This is a genomic window from Heliorestis acidaminivorans, assembly GCF_008933955.1.
GTDB classification, from domain to species: domain Bacteria; phylum Bacillota; class Desulfitobacteriia; order Heliobacteriales; family Heliobacteriaceae; genus Heliorestis; species Heliorestis acidaminivorans.
The window spans coordinates 38,603-55,229 of the sequence record NZ_WBXO01000002.1 but is presented as its reverse complement, the minus strand read 5'-3'; the positions used below and the strand labels follow the sequence as shown (position 1 = coordinate 55,229).

The 16,627-nt window shown below is 42.2% G+C and carries 16 protein-coding genes; all 16 read left to right on the top strand.

Features of this window, described 5'->3' with window-relative positions; all coding sequences use genetic code 11:
- Positions 1–188: 188 nt before the first annotated feature.
- On the top strand, positions 189–1,271 hold the full coding sequence (locus F9B85_RS03230) for an MraY family glycosyltransferase (protein ID WP_151619075.1): 1,083 nt from the start codon (positions 189–191) through the stop codon (positions 1,269–1,271).
- 123 nt (positions 1,272–1,394) lie between these two features.
- Positions 1,395–2,075, top strand: coding sequence for an SH3 domain-containing protein (locus F9B85_RS03225; RefSeq protein WP_151618515.1), 681 nt, complete (start codon positions 1,395–1,397; stop codon positions 2,073–2,075).
- 558 nt (positions 2,076–2,633) lie between these two features.
- On the top strand, positions 2,634–4,067 hold the full coding sequence (locus tag F9B85_RS03220) for a phosphoglucomutase/phosphomannomutase family protein (RefSeq protein WP_151618513.1): 1,434 nt from the start codon (positions 2,634–2,636) through the stop codon (positions 4,065–4,067).
- Between the two features lie 217 nt (positions 4,068–4,284).
- Positions 4,285–5,463 (top strand): sensor histidine kinase, encoded by a 1,179-nt coding sequence (locus F9B85_RS03215; protein WP_151618511.1) that lies wholly within the window; start codon positions 4,285–4,287, stop codon positions 5,461–5,463.
- On the top strand, positions 5,420–6,184 hold the full coding sequence (locus F9B85_RS14860) for a response regulator (RefSeq protein ID WP_279237706.1): 765 nt from the start codon (positions 5,420–5,422) through the stop codon (positions 6,182–6,184). Before F9B85_RS03215 ends, F9B85_RS14860 begins: the two co-directional genes overlap by 44 nt.
- A 200-nt stretch (positions 6,185–6,384) precedes the next feature.
- Positions 6,385–8,595 (top strand): ATP-dependent helicase ComFA, encoded by a 2,211-nt coding sequence (locus F9B85_RS03205; protein ID WP_170270128.1) that lies wholly within the window; start codon positions 6,385–6,387, stop codon positions 8,593–8,595.
- Positions 8,596–8,693: 98 nt separating this feature from the next.
- A complete protein-coding gene (locus F9B85_RS03200) occupies positions 8,694–9,530 on the top strand; it encodes a ComF family protein (RefSeq protein ID WP_151618507.1) in 837 nt (278 codons plus the stop codon).
- A gap of 81 nt (positions 9,531–9,611) precedes the next feature.
- Positions 9,612–10,040 (top strand): hypothetical protein, encoded by a 429-nt coding sequence (locus F9B85_RS03195; RefSeq protein WP_151618505.1) that lies wholly within the window; start codon positions 9,612–9,614, stop codon positions 10,038–10,040.
- A 203-nt stretch (positions 10,041–10,243) separates the two neighbouring features.
- Entirely contained in the window at positions 10,244–10,552 is a 309-nt protein-coding gene (flgM, locus tag F9B85_RS03190; protein ID WP_151618503.1) for a flagellar biosynthesis anti-sigma factor FlgM, read from the top strand.
- Between the two features lie 20 nt (positions 10,553–10,572).
- Positions 10,573–11,136 carry a flagellar protein FlgN gene (locus F9B85_RS03185; protein ID WP_151618501.1) on the top strand — a complete coding sequence of 188 codons (564 nt, stop codon included), beginning with the start codon at positions 10,573–10,575 and terminating at the stop codon, positions 11,134–11,136.
- Positions 11,137–11,189: 53 nt separating this feature from the next.
- Positions 11,190–13,481 carry a flagellar hook-associated protein FlgK gene (gene flgK / locus F9B85_RS03180; protein ID WP_151618499.1) on the top strand — a complete coding sequence of 764 codons (2,292 nt, stop codon included), beginning with the start codon at positions 11,190–11,192 and terminating at the stop codon, positions 13,479–13,481.
- A gap of 26 nt (positions 13,482–13,507) precedes the next feature.
- A complete protein-coding gene (flgL, locus tag F9B85_RS03175) occupies positions 13,508–14,404 on the top strand; it encodes a flagellar hook-associated protein FlgL (protein WP_151618497.1) in 897 nt (298 codons plus the stop codon).
- Between the two features lie 63 nt (positions 14,405–14,467).
- On the top strand, positions 14,468–15,028 hold the full coding sequence (locus F9B85_RS03170; protein ID WP_151618495.1) for a DUF6470 family protein: 561 nt from the start codon (positions 14,468–14,470) through the stop codon (positions 15,026–15,028).
- Positions 15,029–15,179: 151 nt separating this feature from the next.
- Positions 15,180–15,656, top strand: coding sequence for a flagellar assembly protein FliW (gene fliW / locus F9B85_RS03165; protein ID WP_207707027.1), 477 nt, complete (start codon positions 15,180–15,182; stop codon positions 15,654–15,656).
- Positions 15,657–15,658: 2 nt separating this feature from the next.
- Positions 15,659–15,886: a carbon storage regulator CsrA gene (csrA, locus tag F9B85_RS03160; protein WP_151618492.1), complete on the top strand. Its 228-nt coding sequence runs from the start codon at positions 15,659–15,661 to the stop codon at positions 15,884–15,886.
- Between the two features lie 127 nt (positions 15,887–16,013).
- On the top strand, positions 16,014–16,520 hold the full coding sequence (locus tag F9B85_RS03155; RefSeq protein WP_151618490.1) for a ferritin: 507 nt from the start codon (positions 16,014–16,016) through the stop codon (positions 16,518–16,520).
- Positions 16,521–16,627: the final 107 nt, after the last annotated feature.

The window sequence follows — 16,627 nt, the reverse complement described above, 5'->3', positions numbered from 1 at the left end:
AAAAGAGGGATCTTTTGGTCTTTTCGGGAATTTATTTGCCAATCCTTTTGGGAAGTTATTGAAGGGTCAGTAGTCAATGCAGTACAATACGAATATAGATGAACTTGTACAAAATGGAGTTTTCGGAGTTATTTATGAAAAAGTACTCTTCAGAGATGATGTACCTTTAAGGAGGGTTCCAGGTGTCGATGGCTCTGGCAGCCACGGCTGCATTCATGGTTGCCCTCGCGTTGACCCCCGTAGCGCGCTGGCTCGCTTTTCAAATTGGTGCTGTTGATAAGCCTTCAGGGCGAAAAGTTCATCAGCAAACTATGCCTCGTTTAGGTGGTCTGGCTATTTATGGTGGTTTTGTACTTACTGTACTAGCCATGGGCTTTTGGAATGGAGACTTTTTACAGCCTCCCATTCTAGGGTTGATTGTTGGCTCTACCATTATCGTTCTCGTCGGGATTGTGGACGATACTTATGACCTGCCACCGAAAGTGAAGTTGCTTGGCCAGATTGTGGCAGCTGCTTCTGTAATTCCTTTTGGCATATCGGTAGACTTTGTTACGAATCCTTTTTATAACTACCATACTTTCGATTTAGGTTGGTTGGCTGTTCCTATTACTATCTTCTGGATCATTGCTGTCACTAATGCTGTCAATTTAATTGATGGTCTTGATGGTCTGGCTTCGGGAATAGCCACAATTGCCGCTTTGACAATGGCTATAGTAGCTTGGACACAAGGTCAAGTGCTCATTGTCTATTTAGCACTGATTTTAGCCGCATCTTCTGTAGGTTTTTTGAAGTATAATTTTCATCCAGCTCGAATTTTCATGGGTGATACGGGGGCTATGTTTCTAGGTTTTGCCCTTGGTTGTCTCTCTATTATGGGTCTAGTGAAAATTGCTACCGTTATATCCGTCATCATTCCCATCTTAATTGTAGGTATTCCCATTCTGGACACAGGATTTGCCATTTTTCGACGCTATCAAAAAGGCCAACCTATTTTTCAGGCTGACAAAGATCATCTCCATCATCGCTTGCTAGCTCTCGGTTTTTCTCACCCTCAAACTGTACTAATTATTTATGGAATCAACATTGTACTTGGTGTTACAGCTATTGTTCTTACAACCGTTTCGACAGCACAAAGTCTCTTTATTCTTATCTTGCTTTCTAGCTTCATGTTGTTGATGGCTGATCGAGTCGGTATTTTAGGGAGAACTGGCAGTGCTCAGGAGATAGCGGCTAGTCAAGTTGGTTTAAAAACAGAGAAAGAAACGTCATAGCCTATATAAAGAGAGGTTGGGGCTGGATTCATAGGCCATCTGGTGGAAATAGGCTTGGGGAAAACGTGTAACCGCAAGTGGTAACCACGTAACCCATCAGATTGCTGGGAGGTATAAAAATCAATGAGTGATCTTCGAACAAAAGAAGAGAACAATGAAAGAGAGTTAGATTTAGGCTTAACAGAAGAAGAGCAGAAAGTCTTGTTCTCTGAAACAGCTGACAAATCAAGTAAAAGAATGCGTAAGTGGATTAAGCTGACATCTTTTGGACTGGCTTTCACAATCAGTGGATTTATTTTGGGTCAAATGGTGATAGCCAGTGCCATTACACCAGGTAGTAATGCTGATCCGCTTATTTCAAGAAGTTATTTTAACCGTATTCTAGGTGAACAAACAGCAGATCTACATAATCAAATCAAGGGCCTCAATCAAAGGGTCGAAGTTTTGCGCCAAAATGTAGAGGAGAGTACAGGGAAGAAAATAGACTTACCTCCTATGCCGGTAGCTAACGGTTCTACTGAGCCTACTGTAGTTCCAGCGCCTGAGCCAGCCACACCAGTTAACAATCCTTCCCGTGGTGCTGAAGAACAGAATAGTCAAACAGGTGCTGTAAAACCTTCTGTAGGTGTTTTCTTACGTTACGGTCCCGGTGTTGACTATAGACCAGTGACGACTCTTGATCAGGGCGTAGAATTTACGATCTTAAATGTTCACGATGGTGTGAATAAAGAGAAGTGGTATCAGGTGCGACTAACAGATGGACGAACTGGCTTTATTCGTCAAGATCTAGTTAGTTTCCGCTAAGTAGGAAGCTAGAGAAAAATAAAAAAGTCTTATTAATTAATTTCTTAAGTTAATTAACAAAGAAGTAAACCATTAAGAAAGCATCTGTAACCACTTTGGTTCAGGTGCTTTTTAATGTTTTAGACTAACCTTTTTAGACAAAGTAATAGTGCTTTTGCGACAATATAGACCTATTTTCGACAGAGATCTTCGACGGCTTTTTAAAGACATCTTGTCCGATGCTATGTTATGCTTACATCGCCAGTCAGTGATCCGCCTAGTTCACTGGTTGAGAAAGGACATAATTTTATGGCGGAGGTGTTCCCGTTTTGTCATTGGCACAGATTCAGATGACGGCAGAAGGTGAAGTAGACCTTCCTATTGAGTTATGGAGTGCATTCCCGAAAGGGAGTCTCGTTCGATTCTCTGTAGATGAAGAAGGAAATCTTGTTATGGAACCAATTACCTATCTACGATGCATTTCTAATGTTAACAACAGGACAAGAAGGAAAATTAGACCGTATAAGAGAAGGAAAGTAACGGGTAATCTACTTTTAGTCAAAGGATAGGGGGACTTCCATGACCATTAAGTTTGGTACCGATGGTTGGCGGGCTATTATGGCTGAAGAATTTACTTTTGCCAACCTAGAAATTGTCGTGCAAGCTATTGCCCGTTATGTTCAGGAAGCGGGTTTGGCTGATCGTGGTGTTGTAATCGGTTACGACAATCGGTTTTTTGCAGAAAAGTTTGCAGAGAGATCGGCTGAGGTTTTAACAGGGAATGGCATTGCTGTCTTAATGTCGAAGAAGACGTTGCCAACGCCAGTGACTGCTTTTGCAATTCAGCACTATAAGGCGGCGGGAGCTATTATGTTAACAGCTAGTCATAACCCGCCTGAGTATAATGGCATTAAGTTTATTCCTGAATATGCAGGGCCTGCTATGCCAGAGATTACAGATCGCATAGAAAGTTTCGTTAACGAAATGCTAGCTATGAGAGAGCAGAAGAGTCTTACTATTCCTCGCTTACGAGTCCCAAAAGCTCAAGAGCAAGGTTTAGTTCGCTCTATTGAGCCTCACGATGCCTATATCGAAGCTTTAAAGCAAGTAGTTGACTTCTCTGCCATTGGCGCTTCTGGCTTAAAAATAGTCGTCGATCCTATGTGGGGTGCTGGTATCGGCTATATTGAAGCTTCCTTAAAAGAAGCGGGCTTAGAAGGTAAAGCGATTCATGACTATCGTGATCCACTCTTTGGTGGTATTATGCCTGAGCCTTCGGCGTCTGTATTGACAGCCTTGAAAGAAGAGCTTTTGGCTACCGGTGCAGACCTTGGTCTTGCTTTAGATGGTGATGCCGACCGTTTTGGGATTATTGAGGCTGATGGCTCTTATATCAATCCCAATCAGGTCTTAACATTACTTTTCCATCATCTCTTAACGCGTAAAGAAGAGCGTGGAAAAGTGGCTAGAACAGTTGCTACCACCCATATGTTAGATCGCATTGCCAGCAAGGCAGGCTTGGAAGTAGAAGAAACGCCTGTAGGTTTTAAATATATTGGTCAATCTTTACGTGATCCTGCTTGCCTCTTAGGAGGGGAAGAATCGGGTGGTTTGTCCATACGTGGCCATCTACCAGAAAAAGACGGTATCTTAGCTTGCTTGTTGATGGTTGAAGTAAGAGCTATTGCCCAAAAGCCGCTTACAGAGATTCTGGCAGAAATATCGGCAGAGTATGGTACACTAGTTTCTGAGCGACTTGATTTGCATACTTTGCCAGAAGAGAAGGCAACTATCTTAGAAGCCCTCAAAAGTTACAACCCTGCTACAGTTGCTGGGCAAAAAGTCGTCAAGCGCCTAGCTATCGACGGTGTCAAAGTCTTGCTAGAAGATGGTTCCTATGCCCTTGTCCGTCCATCAGGCACAGAACCGCTCTTTCGCCTCTATGTAGAAGCTAACAGCGAAGAGGAGCTAAAAGCAATTCAACAAGACGTAAAGCAGGCACTAGGTCTATAAAGACTAGTTTTTTAGGCTCATCTTTTTCACATAGTTCCCCCGCTCTCCGATTCACACCGGAGAGCTTTTTCAATTCTCTTGAGGTAAAGCATCTTGATATAAACCATCTTGATAAACCATCTAATCTCAAATGTTGTTAATCCATGACAAATGTAGAGTTAAGCAGGAACTTAGCGGCTCTTGTCGAAAATAATAAAGTCGGGGGGAGGGAAGTCTATTGGATTTTAGTGCTCTAGATAAGGTTGTCCAAGAGACCGTCGGAGCGATGGAAAAGGCAAAAGAACAAATATTTTCCATTGCAGAAGATGCCCGCTCCGAATGTGATCGTGTAAAAGAGGACTTAAAAGAAATTAGAGAAAAGACCCATCAAGTTATTACGTTAGTTGACGAATTTTATAAGCGAGAGAAAAGATCTCGTGTACGGCTTATGGAAGTGAGCCGTGGACTTGATCGCTATACAGAAGAAGATATTCGCAAAGCTTATGAAGAAGCTCAGGAAACTCAAGTGAAGCTGGCTGTGTTAAGAGAGCGGGAACAACAGCTGAGAGCAAAAAGAGACGACTTAGAACGTAGACTACGCCACTTACAAGCGATGGTTGAGCGGGCTGAGCAACTTATGTCGCAGATGGGTGTTATACTTAATTTTATTGGTGGCAATCTCAAGGAGATTAGCGGTAAGCTTGAAGAAGCACAGCAGAGGCAAGAGATGGCCTTGCGCGTTATTTTAGCGCAAGAAGATGAGCGTCGCCGGGTGGCTCGAGAGATTCACGATGGGCCTGCTCAAGTGATGTCTAGCATTGTAATGCAGGCTGAGCTTTGTGAGAGATTGCTAGATCTTGCTCCAGATCGAGTGCGCAGTGAACTACAGGAACTCAAAGGCTTGGTAAAGACCAATTTGCTGGAAGTTCGTAAGATTATTTATGACCTTCGCCCTATGGCTTTAGAAGAAGTTGGTTTGTATGGTGCTATTGAAAGGTATCTTGATGATTTTGCAGAGAAAAAAGATCTAGTTGTAGAGCGGCATTTTAAAGGTGCTGAGAAACGCTTAAGCACGCTCTATGAAGTTGCTCTTTTTCGTATGATTCAAGAAGGGCTTAATAATGTACGCAAGCATGCCAAAGCTAAATCGGTGAAAGTACAAGTTGAGATGACTGCAGAAACCCTAACAGCGTTGATTCGAGATGATGGTGTGGGCTTTAATGTGGAGGAATCATTAAAGAAACAAGGTGAGCACTTCGGTCTTCTAGGTATGAAAGAACGGGCCGCCTTATTAGGTGGAACTGTAGAGGTTCGTAGCAGTGAAGGCAAAGGTACTACCTTGTTGATTCGGATTCCTTTGGAGGAGAAAAGTGATGACGATGAACAACAAGGAAAAAATTCGGATTCTGCTAGCTGACGATCACACTCTCGTGAGGCAGGGTTTACGTAAAATTTTAGAGCTTGATGAGCGTATGGAAGTGGTTGATGAAGTTGGCGATGGTCAAGGTGCTGTCAACGTAGCTCGCAAGGTCAGGCCTCAGGTTATTTTGATGGATATTCATATGCCTGGTATGACAGGCATTGAAGCTAGCAAAGTTATCAAGACAGAAATGCCGGAAATTGGGATTATTATTTTGACGGCTCATGATGAGGAAGAAGAGATTATTAAAGTTATCGATAGTGGTGTAGACGGTTATTTGCTCAAAGACGTTAACCCTAACACACTATACAGCACTATTTATTGTGTAGCTCAGGGAGAATCAGTTTTGTCATCAACGGTAATAACCAAAGCCTTAGCACAGGCTCGTATGCGTTCTAACAGATTTAAGCAAAGTTCCTCTGAGTCTGTTGAGGTGACTCAAGAAAAACATAAGTCTCTTGAATCGGAAAAAAAGCAAAGTAGCTTTTTAGGGCCGCGAAAAAGGGATAACCACCCTGGCGATGATTTAACAGACAGAGAGCAAGATGTACTTAACTTAATTGCCCAGGGTGCTAGCAATGCTACTATTGCAGGGACCCTATACATAAGTGAAAAGACCGTTAAAAACCACATAACCAATATTTTTCGCAAATTACAAGTGGCAGATCGAACGCAAGCGGCTCTTTATGCCATTAAGCATGGTCTTGTTAAAATATAACAGAGCTTATATTTTATTGAACACAACGGTCATAGTCACGCCCCTGTAATCAGACTATTGTACAGAGTACTGGTCTGATTACAGGGTTTTTTTATGTTTTTAAAAGAAAAATGCAATATTTTTACCATGAAACAGAAGGATTATGGAATCAAAGGTAGAAAATAGCAATAAAGGATATGCGCGGAAAAGGTGAGAATGCCGTGGTCTGTCTGAAAGGCTTTGTCTACCTAGCTCGAGGAAAAGGGAAGAGTTGGCTTGGGTTCACCCATGATCCTGGCCTTGATCTGACTATTTTACAGAGGGAAGGTTATGAAACAGTTGTTTCTCTAACGCCTACCTTACCAATAGGTGTAGCTCTGTATGTACTTCAAGAATTGCGAGGACTGTCAGGACTTCAGAAAAGAAGTCTTTTTAATCAGAGTCTTCTACAGGCAGAACGGCTCTGGAAAAAAACTTTGCAGACTTTAAGTTGGGGACTGCCTTTAGTTGATTTAGAGGATGATTCGACTGGAAGTTCTAAAACTGCTAATGATAATAATGGTAATGGAAAGATTAGCTCACGAAGATTCGAAAGTAAAAATATTGATGAGGAGCTAACCTATTGGTCTCATCAAGCGGCTCAAATCTTGCAAAGTATGCAGGAATTACCTGATTCGTTCCGACAACGCTATGCACTGCATATCTATGGGCCCGTTCGTAGTAAGACTGTAGAAAGCGAGCTGGTCACTGGACTTGTAGATTTACGAGTTCTGGCAGAGACGCTAGAAGGGCGCATTCTCTACATGGGAGAGATTGAAAAAGCACTTACTGAGCGCTGGCGCCGAGAGCGTCTTTCTTATCCAACGGGCAACTTAGAAGACATGATGCATTTACTCGCTTTAGTAGGTGCTGTAGAAGTTTTTCCTTCCTTGATCATGGAAGGAAAAGATAAAGGACGCTGTCTACGTTGTGGGCAAAACAAGCAAATTGCTGTCAGTTCCTGTGTTCGTTGTGGTCGAGAAAAGTGTTATTACTGCGATGGTTGCCTTAGTATGGGAGAATCGCGCCTTTGCCGACCTCTTTATGCGCTTGCTGGTGATGAAGGCTGGATAGAGCAGTGGCAGGAAAAGGTAGAGCCTTGGTTTAAGTCTTCAGCCACTTCGTCAGCTATTTCGTCAGCTACTTTTTCAACTACTTCGTCAACTACCTCTACGGCTACTTCTTCATCATCTGCTTCATCTATTTTGGAAGGGAAAGAGTGGCATGGACAAGAGTTTCGAGAAAGTAGGAAAAAAAATCACCGCTCTTGGCCTCTTTTATCTTTTCCTCTTACGGAAGCACAAGAAGAGGCAAGCGACGATCTACTTAAGTGGCTCGATGGAGAAAAAAATAAAGAAGCTCTCGTCTGGGCCGCTTGTGGAGCTGGCAAGACGGAGGTTTCTTTTGCGGCTATTGCCCAGCTATTAGAAGCAGGGGGAAGAGTGCTTTTTGCTGTACCTCGTCGCGATGTCGTCTTAGAGCTAGAACCGAGGATTCAAAAAGCTTTTCCTGGTGTTTCCGTGGTTACACTTTATGGAAGTAGTCCACGCAAATATGATCAGGCCCAGTTAGTGATTGCCACAACCCATCAGGTGATCCGTTTTTACCGTGCCTTTGATCTTGTTGTGCTTGATGAAGTTGATGCCTTCCCTTATCAGGGTAGTGAGATGCTTTATCATGCTGTAATGCGCTCTAAGAAAAAAGAAGGCTCTATAGTTTTCATGACGGCTACTCCGGATCATGTGATGAAGAAAAAAGTAAAAGAAAAAAAGCTTTCTTTAGTAACTATTCCAGCTCGTCATCACGGTTATCCTGTGCCAGAACCTCAAATGATATTGGAAAAAGAATGGCGCTGGAATCGGGAGCAGTTAATTTTTCCCGATAAATTACTGAACTTTTTACATCGTACTGTAGAAGGCGATTTGTCTCAGGTTTTTATCTTCGTGCCCTCTATTTTTTTGGCCCAGAGAGTGGGAGAGTCTCTGAAAGAGGCAACGAAAGGTCCGCCTTTTAACGATTTTAAGGGAAGCTGGGTAGAGTATAGTCATTCTAGAGATCCACAGCGCGAAGCGAAAAGACAAGCTTTTAGTCAACAGCTTTTCCCTTTTTTTGTTACTACTTCTATTATGGAGCGGGGGATTACAGTCCCCCGAGCTAATGTAGTTGTTCTTTTTGCGGAAAATGAACGCATCTATGATGAGCGCACCCTTATTCAGATGGCTGGACGAGCTGGGCGCTCTACAGAGCGACCTTATGGAGATGTCTGGTTTGTAGGAACTCGTTTGACAGCGTCGATGAAAGAAGCAGAGCGCTCTATTGTATGGCTTAATGAAGAAGCACGTAAGAAAGGTTATCTCCATGGAAGTACTGAACGAATTAGGCCTTTAGCATGAAAAATAGTTCAGAATTGTAGCTCACTAAACAGTCCAGAACTGAAGTCCTTTAACCGTTAAAACATAAGGCTTGATTAGAAGCTAGGAGGGTTAGAGCGTTGTTACAGCAGATTTGGACGGAAATGAAAGAAACTTTTTTTCCTACCTGGCAGGATTGTCCTTTTTGTCAGAACCCACTAGGGCAAAGTGGCAAAAGCTGGGGACGTTCCGGGCTCTGCCGTAATTGCATACAAGAAATAGAAGCTTTGGAACTAGATCTTGTTCAATGTCAACGTTGTAGTAAGTATTTGCGGTTGCCTAAGGAGTTTTTGGAATCAAGAAAGCTTAAGGATCTGCGACTCCCAAGGGAGCATATCTGCGAAAACTGTAGTGAGCAGGAACCTTTGTTTCAAGGTGCTTGGAATATTGGACCTTATGAAGGTCTATTGCGTCAGGCTATTCATGATCTAAAATACAAAGGTCGACGCAATGTGGCTGTGCCTTTAGGAAAGATGATGGCGCAACAAATCTGGCTCTATGGACCTAATAGTTCTTTAATGAATCCTTGGGGCGATCTTTATGGAGCGGTACTTATTCCTATTCCTTTACATGCCGATAAACTTTATAGCCGGAATTTTAACCAGTCTTACTTACTGGCTAAGAGTATTGCAGAGGAAACGGCTCTGCCTGTAGCTGATGTGTTAGTCCGAAAAGGCGATACGGAGACGCAGGCTCACTTAGGGCGATATGAGCGTTTGCGTAACTTAGAGGGGCAGTTTGAACTTGCCCAAGGGGCAGTACTGCTTAATAAGGCTGGACAGCAAGCTAAGGTAGCTATTCTGGTCGATGATGTGTATACAACCGGGGCAACGGTTACTGAAGCAACTAAGGTGTTACGGCAAAGTGGAGTAGATTCTGTTTATGTGGTAACAGCTTCTGCCGGAATTGGAGTATAGAGCAGTTATTATTCCTATTGCCGATCTACTTTCTGGCAGGATATAATAGAATAAAGTGAATCCTGTGAGGAGGCAAAATGTATGAATGTAAAAAACTGTCCTCGCTGTGACCGGATCTTTGTCCATCATCCAGGAACACGCAATCTTTGTCCCCACTGCATTCGAGAAGAAGAAGAACATTATGAAGCTGTCCGCACTTATTTGCGTAAAAATCCTGGCGCTAATGTTATTGATGTGGCTAATGAAACTGGTGTTGATGAGGATACAATTGTTCGCTATATCAAAGAGGGACGCTTGGAAGCAACTTCTACTTTGAAGGCGACTTGGCCTTGTGATCATTGTAAAGAGCCTATTGATAAGGGTAATATCTGTTTAAGATGTCAGGATGAGTTGGCTTCCGACTTAAGAAAAGCGGCAGGGACACTGAAAGCTACGGAACAAGAAGAGTATAATAAGATGCGTCGTGAGCGTGTCTTTGCAGTGGAAAAAGAGAAGGGCAAAAAGTGGTAGAAAAAGCTGGCTTATGCTGGCTTTTTTCTTTTTGGGTTCTTTTAAGGGGATATGAATTTTTGATTATTTCCATACTGAGTTAAAGTGTTAAAAAGAAATTTTTATTAAAGTTTTTTGACTACCTTTACGATAAGTAACTTATAAGAATTCATGGGAAGCGACAGCGTTGTTTTTTCAACCTGTGAGGTAGGGGTGTGAGGGACATGAAGATATCATCAAACCAGATCCAGAACATCTTAAAGATGTACGGCGTTGATCGAGTGGAGAAGAAGACTGAAGCTCGCCCAGCTGATAAAGTACAGAAGATGGGCAAGGACAAAGTAAGCCTTTCGGAAGATGCTCGCCTTTTGCAGGCCGCCTCTAAGGTGATCCAGGAGACACCAGAGATTCGTGAAGAGGTAGTAGAGAAGTTGCGGCAGAAGATAGAGAGTGGTACGTACAATGTAAGCGGTGAGAAGATAGCAGAAAAGATGATCGGACGAAGCCTTATCGATCGCCTTGAGTCGAAATAGTTCAAAAGGTGGGTCAGGGAATGACAGATAACTGCAAGGTCTCCTTGGGTTCAGGAGTAGTAATGAATGATGCCCGAGAGGACCTTTTTCAACGTTTATTAAGTGTTATGAATATGCAAGGTCAGATCTTTAAGGGGCTTTTAGCTTTGGCTAAGAGTAAAGAAAAAGCTCTGATTGAGTCTAATATTGAAGAAATCAAGAAGCTTACAGAAGCTGAAAATACCTTGATCAATCAGTCCGGTCAGGTGGAGAATCTACGGCAGAAGGTGACAGAGGAACTGATTCAAAGCATGGGTCTTTCTTCTGCACAAAGTAAGACAGTATCGGAAATTATGTCTCATCTGCCGGAAGAATGGAGACCTCGCTTGATGGAACCGGTACAACTGTTACAAGATAAAATTAGTGATTTGAACAGACAAAATGAGATTAACCACCAATTGATTCAGCAGTCGCTGGAGTTTTGTCAGCATTTTTATGATTTGTTGAGTGATGTGGAAGATGAGGCGACTTACGATCCTACAAAGAATTCAGCGGAAGGAAGCGAAAGAAAAGATCGCTCTGTCCTTTTTAACCGAAGAATATAAAGTTTAACTGCAGAACATAAATCAAAGCCCTTTGTGGATAAAGAGGTGAACCAATGCCCATATCAAGTTTTTTTGGAATTAATATGATGTCTGCCGCTTTAGGAGCTCAGAAAAGGGGCTTAGAAGTGACGGGCCACAATATTGCTAATGCTAATACGCCTGGTTATACGCGGCAGAAGGCTGTATTTGGTACGGCTACGCCTATGCCCGTGCCTTCGTTGACGAAGCCTAATATGACAGGCCAAATTGGTACTGGTGTGCAAGTTGATGAGATTAAGCGCTATCGGGAAGCTTTTCTAGACTTGCAATATCGAAATGAGCTTAAGGAATATGGCTATTGGTTGGCCAAAGTTGATACACTTAAAAAGATTGAACATATCTTGAATGAGCCTTCTGATGATGGATTACAAGCTGTCTTGGATCAGTTCTGGGAATCATGGCAAGATCTTGCTAAGAACCCTGAAAGTTTGTCTAATCGTAGTGTTGTTCGTCAGCGCGGTATGGCTGTATCGGAGACTTTTTACCATATCTCTAAGCGACTTGATGACTTAGAACGCGATCTAGATCGAGAAATTGGGATCAAGGTTACACAAGTTAATGACATTGCAGAACAGATTCGTTCGCTGAACCTGCAGATCCAGCGTGCTGAAGTGTCCAATGATAGCGCTAATGATTTGCGGGATAAGCGAGATATTTTGCTTGACCAGCTGGCGGAGCTGTCAGACATAAATACTTACGAAATGCCTGATGGCATGATTGTTGTCACCCTTGGCAATGGTACTCTTGTCCACGGTGCTACTGTTAACAAGTTAGAGACGAGGCTTGAAACAGATAGTCAAAAGAAAGCACTCAATGAAATCTATTGGGCTGGCACAGATAAGCGTGTTGTCTTCCAGTCAGGTGCTCTAAAAGGGACTTTAGAGGCGAGAGGATCTTTAGTTCCACCTAGTAGTACTACTCTTTTTAATACAGGTCAATTTGAGTGGCGATCTAATATTGAAGCTGTTTTGAATGTGACTCATCTAGCACCTGCTGGGGAGTATAATATAGCTGATTTATTAACTGCCCTAACGAATCATTCACCAACTACTCCTGTACTAGCAACGCAAGGTCATAATAGTACAGCGGACTTTCCACTTATGGGAAATAACTTACCGCAAGTTGGCGATGCCATAGTAATAAACGGTTATAAATTTACTTTGACAGATAACGATTTTTCTGAAACCTTAGATGGCCAAAAAATACTGGACTTAGCAGAATTTGAGAAGCGAATTAACGCTATGAAAAAGATAACAGGTGTTGAAGTTAATTACATAGTTGACAATACCGATCCTAATGCTCCAACTGCAAAATTAGAATTTATAAGCGACAAAGCAGGTAAAATCGAACATACAATTGACTTTGTACTTGCAGAAGCGGCTGGTACAGGTGGGGGAAGTTTATTCGGGAACTCTATTTCAGCAGGTCAAACTTCAGCTACACCGATGAAGTTTTCTGGTTATGATGCCCTTGGGCACTCTTCCTTTGCTGGTGTCACTATTAATGCTTACGGAAAAACATATGATGTAGTTTCTGCTGAAGATGGTTCTGGCAATATCGTAAAAGTTGTAGATTCTGCAGGCGAAGAGATTATGCGTCTTGATCTTGCCGAGCTTGCTAGCTCTCCTCCAAATCCTCCAATCATTAATATTAGTAAACGAGAAGGCTTAATATCTGATATGCGCCGTAAGCTGGAAGTTTTAGCTTACAACTTCATTGATGAAGTCAATGAAGCTCATAAGCAAGGCGTGGATATGAAGTTTATTACAGCTAATCAAGGCAGTGGCGGCGCTTATTTCGACCCTGAGGGTCTGTATAGTGTTGTAGATTTCTTTGTTGATAGTAAAGATAACAGCGGTAATACCAAAGCGCTGGACCGCATTGTCATAAACGATAAGATTTTGTATGATCTTGATTACATCGCCGCCGCCGCTCCAGGTACAATGGAGTTTGGGGCGGTGAAATTAGCACCTGGTGATAATGGCAACGTCTTGAATATGGTTTCCCTGCGTTATAAATCTATTGCCGGCTTGCCCGAGTCTTCTACTTTTGATGATTATTATCGTGCTACAGTAGCTCAGCTTGGTGTTAATTCTCAACAGGCTTGGCGTATGATGGAGACTCAGGAAAGACTAGCTACTGTAGTTGACAATCATCGCATGTCTGTATCAGGCGTTTCACTAGATGAAGAGATGTCCAATATGATTCAACTTCAACATGCTTACAACTCAGCGGCACGTATGCTTACAACAATGGATGAAATGATTGAAACTATTGTAAACCGCATGGGTCTTGTGGGACGTTAAGATACGTATAAGGCAGGTGAACTGAATTGGTAACACGTGTTACACAGCAAATGTTGAATAATACATTTATGCGTAACCTAGAATCAAGCTATCGGCAAATGGAAAAGTTCCAGAACCAGCTTTCGACGGGTAAAGCCATTCATAGACCGGGTGACAATCCTGTGCTTGTTGCTCGTTCTATGTATTACCGATCTAATCAGGTGGAAGTGCAAAAGTATGCAGAAAATGCCTACGAAGCTAAACTATGGCTAGAACAAACAGAAGGTGCTGTAAGCGATTCAGTGCAAGTACTTCATAGAGTAAGAGAACTTATGGTGCAGGCTTCTAATGACACTTTAGATGGGGATGCCAAAGAAGCGATAGCCAAAGAAATTCAAGAATTGCGAGATCACTTACTTCAGTTATCCAACACATCCATTGCAGGGCGCTATATATTTGGGGGAACTAATACACTCGTACAACCAGCGGAAAAAGATGGTGCTTGGAACGGCAACCTTGGAGAGATTAAACTAGAACTAGGCGATCGCAATTATGTAACCGTCAATACAGTAGGCGCTAAGCTATTTGACTATCCTGATAAGAATAACAATGTTTTTAAGTTGCTAGATAATATTACAGCTACTTTGCGAGATCCCAAAAACGAATCGACAGAGATTTCACCATTTATTACGAAGGTAACTGAACAAATTAATAATATGGTTGATGAACAAGCGAATCTTGGTGCTAGAGAAAATCGTCTTGACTTTACAATCAACCGTTTGGAAAGTTTGAATATTAGCTTACAAAGCGCGCGCAGTGATGCTGAAGATGTAAATATTGCTCGAGTTATCACTGATCTGCAAAGCCAGGAAAATGTTTACCGAGCCGCTTTGTCGGCTGGGGCTCGCATTATTCAGCCTAGTTTAAATGACTTTTTGCGTTAATACAGCTTTTAGAAGAGTTTAGCTTGAATCCGGCTTCAGGTTGTGATGAAGGAGGTTGTTGCCATGGTACAGTTGCATATAAACCAACAGTATGGCAAAATTAACTTATCTATCCAGAAGCCGGAATTCAGATTGTCTATTCGCCATCCTCAGTTGCAGTTGAAAATAGCGGAACCACGATTGCAAATGCAACAAAGTGAAGGACAATTAGAGATTGATCAATATCCAAGCCGTGCTTCCCTCGGACTGAAAAATCGTACTGATGCCTTAAAGGATTATGCCCAAGCTGGCCGTAAAGCCGCTTTGGAAGGAGCGGCTCGCAGAGCTCAGGAAGGTAACGCCTTAATGCGTATTGAGCATGGCGGCAATCCCATTGCTTCTATTGCCAAAAACAATTCAGAAGACCCACCTGTAGATATTAATATTGGCTATCTAGAACGTCCGAATATTCGCTATCGCAAAGGGGAACTTCGAGTACAAGCTAATAATGGGAAAGTAGAAGGTCACTTTGCTCCCGGTCAAGTACAGGGACAACACCAGTGGGGTTCAGTGCGAGCTTACTTAGAGCAGAAGCCTTCAATTCGTTTTTGGACGACAGGATCTGTTATAAATAGACAATTGTAATACTTATGCGAAATTATATAAATTATATAAGTGGATGTTATATTTGCAAAATAGATGTATTTATATAAAGTAGATGTTTTCTAAATAAATAATAAAGATGCAGAGGTGTACTTTAATGCTCATAGAGACTACCCGCTTTGGACAAATCGAAGTGGATGAAAAAGAAGTGTTTCAATTTCCTAAAGGATTGCCCGGTTTTCCTGAGGAGAAAGCATTTGTCTTTCTGCCTTACCAACCGGACAGTCCTTTTGCCTTTTTGCAATCGGTGATAACGGCAGAGCTAACTTTTATGCTCGTCGATCCTTTTGTCTTTTTCCAAGGCTATCAGGTAAAGTTAAGAGATGATGATGTGGAAGATTTGGCTCTTTCTGAAGAGAATCCAGCACACGTGTGGGCGATTGTAACAGTGCCCGAGAAATTTGAGAAGATGACGGCGAACTTGGTTGCACCTGTTGTTTTTAACGTTAAAGAGCGCAAGGCCGCACAAGTTGTTTTGGAAAATAAGGAATATACAACTCGTCATGCTGTTTTTCCTGAAGGAATTCCAAAGCAACAGGCAAAGAAAAGCGAACAAAGCACAAAATCATGTGCTGAAGCAAAAATTGCCCAAGCAGGGGGTGAGGGCTGAACATGTTGGTACTGACACGACGAGCGGGAGAGAGCATTTTTATTGGCGATAATATCAAACTGGTTGTGCTTGAGACAAAAGGTGAGCAGATTCGTCTAGGTATTGATGCCCCTCGCAGTATATCGGTCCATCGTGGAGAAGTTTATGAAGCGATTCAACGAGCGAATAGAGAAGCTGTGACCTCTATTCCTACACCGAAAGCTCTTGAAGACTTATTAGCGGGTAAATAATAAGATTCTCACGGTAAGAATGAAAAAATTTTCTCGCATAGCATGGTTGAATAAAAGGGATCATGTAACAAGAGAGAGAAGAATGTTTTTATAGAATAGCAAGGTGAGTTTATAAGGAGGATGTTTCATGTTTTCAGAAAAGTTACAAGAGCAGTTGAATGAACAGATTAAGTATGAACTCTTTTCCTCTCAGCTCTATCTGGCCATGGCCGCCTATTGTGCTGATCAGGATCTCGATGGTTTTACCAACTTTTTCAAGGTACAAGCGGAAGAAGAGAAGTTTCATGCCATGAAGTTTTTTGACTTTATCAACGAGATGGGCGGTCGTGTGGTTATCACAGGTTTTGAAAATCCTGAGATTCATTATGCTTCTGTGCTTGATGTTTTTGAAAAGAGCTTAGCTCATGAAAAGCATGTGACCAAGCGGATCTATAGCTTGATGGATTTGGCCATGGATGAGCGGGAGCATGCAACGATTAGTTTCCTACGCTGGTTTATTGACGAGCAGGTAGAAGAAGAAGCTATGTTCCAGGGTGTGATTAAAAAGCTCAAAATGATTGGCCAAGATGTGAATGCTATGTATCTGCTAGATAATGAAATGGCTCAGCGGACCTGGGTAGCACCGACAGAATAGATATGAGTGGTCAATACTTTGGAAAGCTATCTTGCAAAGTATGATTTGTTCCGAAATGGACTCAAGCTTTCATAAATTGATACTATATAAACATTTCAAGATGAAAT

Coding starts and splice junctions, on each gene's coding strand:
- F9B85_RS03195 (WP_151618505.1), top strand. CDS start 9,612: ATGAATGTAAAAAACTGTCCTCGCTGTGACCGGATCTTTGTCCATCAT.
- F9B85_RS03185 (WP_151618501.1), top strand. CDS start 10,573: ATGACAGATAACTGCAAGGTCTCCTTGGGTTCAGGAGTAGTAATGAAT.
- F9B85_RS03220 (WP_151618513.1), top strand. CDS start 2,634: ATGACCATTAAGTTTGGTACCGATGGTTGGCGGGCTATTATGGCTGAA.
- F9B85_RS03225 (WP_151618515.1), top strand. CDS start 1,395: ATGAGTGATCTTCGAACAAAAGAAGAGAACAATGAAAGAGAGTTAGAT.
- F9B85_RS03170 (WP_151618495.1), top strand. CDS start 14,468: ATGGTACAGTTGCATATAAACCAACAGTATGGCAAAATTAACTTATCT.
- csrA (WP_151618492.1), top strand. CDS start 15,659: ATGTTGGTACTGACACGACGAGCGGGAGAGAGCATTTTTATTGGCGAT.
- flgK (WP_151618499.1), top strand. CDS start 11,190: ATGCCCATATCAAGTTTTTTTGGAATTAATATGATGTCTGCCGCTTTA.
- flgM (WP_151618503.1), top strand. CDS start 10,244: ATGAAGATATCATCAAACCAGATCCAGAACATCTTAAAGATGTACGGC.
- F9B85_RS14860 (WP_279237706.1), top strand. CDS start 5,420: ATGACGATGAACAACAAGGAAAAAATTCGGATTCTGCTAGCTGACGAT.
- F9B85_RS03230 (WP_151619075.1), top strand. CDS start 189: ATGGCTCTGGCAGCCACGGCTGCATTCATGGTTGCCCTCGCGTTGACC.
- F9B85_RS03155 (WP_151618490.1), top strand. CDS start 16,014: ATGTTTTCAGAAAAGTTACAAGAGCAGTTGAATGAACAGATTAAGTAT.